The organism is Bartonella sp. AP21QHHD, assembly GCF_042196205.1.
GTDB lineage: Bacteria > Pseudomonadota > Alphaproteobacteria > Rhizobiales > Rhizobiaceae > Bartonella.
In genome coordinates this window covers 1-2,061 of sequence record NZ_JBHIPT010000091.1, presented here as the reverse complement: position 1 = coordinate 2,061, position 2,061 = coordinate 1, and the positions used below count along the sequence as shown (strand labels likewise).

Annotated in this window: 4 protein-coding genes; 2 read left to right on the top strand and 2 right to left on the bottom strand. The window is 37.2% G+C overall.

Annotated features, from left to right (window positions below):
* Window positions 1–61 precede the first annotated feature (61 nt).
* Window positions 62–241, bottom strand: coding sequence for a hypothetical protein (locus tag ACFIMC_RS05200; protein ID WP_375621862.1), 180 nt, complete (start codon window positions 239–241; stop codon window positions 62–64).
* 119 nt (window positions 242–360) lie between these two features.
* Here ACFIMC_RS05200 and ACFIMC_RS05195 point away from each other — a divergent pair, with 119 nt between their 5' ends.
* Window positions 361–636, top strand: a complete 276-nt coding sequence (locus ACFIMC_RS05195; RefSeq protein WP_273791641.1) for a type II toxin-antitoxin system RelE/ParE family toxin — start codon at window positions 361–363, stop codon at window positions 634–636.
* Window positions 637–666: 30 nt separating this feature from the next.
* Window positions 667–993 carry a HigA family addiction module antitoxin gene (locus ACFIMC_RS05190; protein ID WP_375672171.1) on the top strand — a complete coding sequence of 109 codons (327 nt, stop codon included), beginning with the start codon at window positions 667–669 and terminating at the stop codon, window positions 991–993.
* A gap of 46 nt (window positions 994–1,039) precedes the next feature.
* Here ACFIMC_RS05190 and ACFIMC_RS05185 read toward each other — a convergent pair whose 3' ends face one another.
* Window positions 1,040–1,561, bottom strand: a complete 522-nt coding sequence (locus ACFIMC_RS05185) for a Rha family transcriptional regulator (RefSeq protein WP_273791639.1) — start codon at window positions 1,559–1,561, stop codon at window positions 1,040–1,042.
* Window positions 1,562–2,061: the final 500 nt, after the last annotated feature.

The following is a 2,061-nucleotide window of genomic DNA, read 5'->3' as shown; positions in this document are numbered from 1 at the left end:
GGTCGTAAAATCCTTGATGTTAACGTGCAAATTTATCCCCTCCATGCACTTATTCTTCTCTTTACGCATGAGGTGGAGAAACAGGATAGTGTTCTGTTTCATAAGCTTCAATTAACAAAACAAGAGTTTTCATTCTATCAAATTCTGGAGTATTAACTTCTGGCTGCTTATCAAACATTGCAGACACAATTTCTAAAGCTTCTTGGTACTCCCTCTCAGCACGAATTGGTTTGATATTCATTTCTTAAATTCTTGTAGTTCCACAGTGTTGGCATCAATCATATTAAATTGTAACATTTTTGTTGACAATTGTCACTTAATACATTACATCTTACTTAAAATAAAGTTGTTGAGTTTGCTATGATCAAAACATTTAAAAATAAAGACCTCCAATCTCTCTGGGAAACAGGAAAAAGTAAGATTGATAGCAGGCTTCAACAGCGTATTATTCGCCGTCTTGATGCCCTTGACGCTGCTTCTCAAGTTAGTGATATCAATGTACCAGGTTATAATTTTCATATGCTTAAAGGCTTTACTCCAACTCGCTACACAATTCATATCAATGGTCCTTGGTGTATCACTTTTGAATTTAAAGACAGACACGTTTACCATGTTGATCTAGAGCAATACCACTGAAGGTTTTAAGATTTGTAAAGGAAACTATCCATGACCACACGTAATCCTAATCGTTGTCCTTCTCATCCAGGAGAGATTTTAGCCGAATCCTTAGAATATTTAAATGCAAGTAAAACCGAAATTGCTCGAATTCTTCAAATATCACGCCAGCACTTACACGGCATCCTTAAAGGAGAACGTCCAGTTACAGCAGTAACAGCGGCTCGTATTGGTAAATTGTTAGGAAATGGACCAGCCCTTTGGCTACAGCTTCAAGCCAATTATGATACATGGCATGCCTTGAGGGACATTGATGTCTCTTCTATTCCAACATTAACAGCTAATAAAGTGGATATACAAATGGAACAGAGCCATTAACTGCCTCTCCGCCTCAAAGACGAGGAGATAAAATCATGTTTTTAACTTAAGCTACTTTTACAACAGGGCTTACTAAAACTCGCTTGGCTTCTTCAACAAGCGTTTTATAATGTTTGCTCTCTTCTGCTAATGTAAAAGCTTTAACAAGATGCATGTGAAGCGGTCCATAAATATAAACAGCTTTTTCAGTAGGTCCCATTTCATCCCAGTTGCTTGGAAAATCAAAGCGTGTATCACGGTCATTATCAATTAATTGGTTTTTTAAATCATAGAAAGCTTTGACGAGTGCTTTTTTGAATGCACGCACCGTATCATTGTTACGCATATAGGTCATGAGTAGAGTGGCTTGTGGTTCGTTGAGAATAGCAACTTCTCTCTTTTGACCACCTTTACCGTCTCTTTTACTCACTTGGATTTCAAATCCAAGTGAACCAAACTCTTCAAAATCCTTACGATTATTGCGTACTAACTGTATAACTGTTTTATGCGTATTACCCACACCCTCTGCAATTTTTAAAGAAGTTGTAACAGCAATACCAGCATTGTTGATTGTCACTAAATTGTTCATGATGAACTCCTAATGGTTTTAATGTCTCTATTGACACCCCCAAGGGTGCCGGGCGTTAGAAACACGGCCATTAGTCCGTCGCTATGTCTTCCCCTCGTGAGAAGGTATTGTATAGCATAGCTACACCCGACAAAATCGTTATATGCCAATAACAGCATAAAAGACAATCAGTATTTTAAATGCATGGGAGAGATCTTACGTGACCTATCCGCTAATGGTTTAGTGTTTCTAGCACTTGTGATTCGATTAACATGAGGGTTTATTAGTGTCAATATGCTTTTAAAAAATTATTTTACATATTGTTGTTTTCAAAGGATCGCATTTGAAATGCTATCCTTTACTATTCACTCGCATTTGAAATGCGAGTGAACCAAAATCCTTATGATTTGCTGTTTTAAAGGGTGCGATTTCAAATCCAACCCTCATTTTTCCCATTCATTTCATTAGCCAATATTTTAAAGGAGCATAAAGTATGGCAACAGGTTTTCTACACGGTGTTG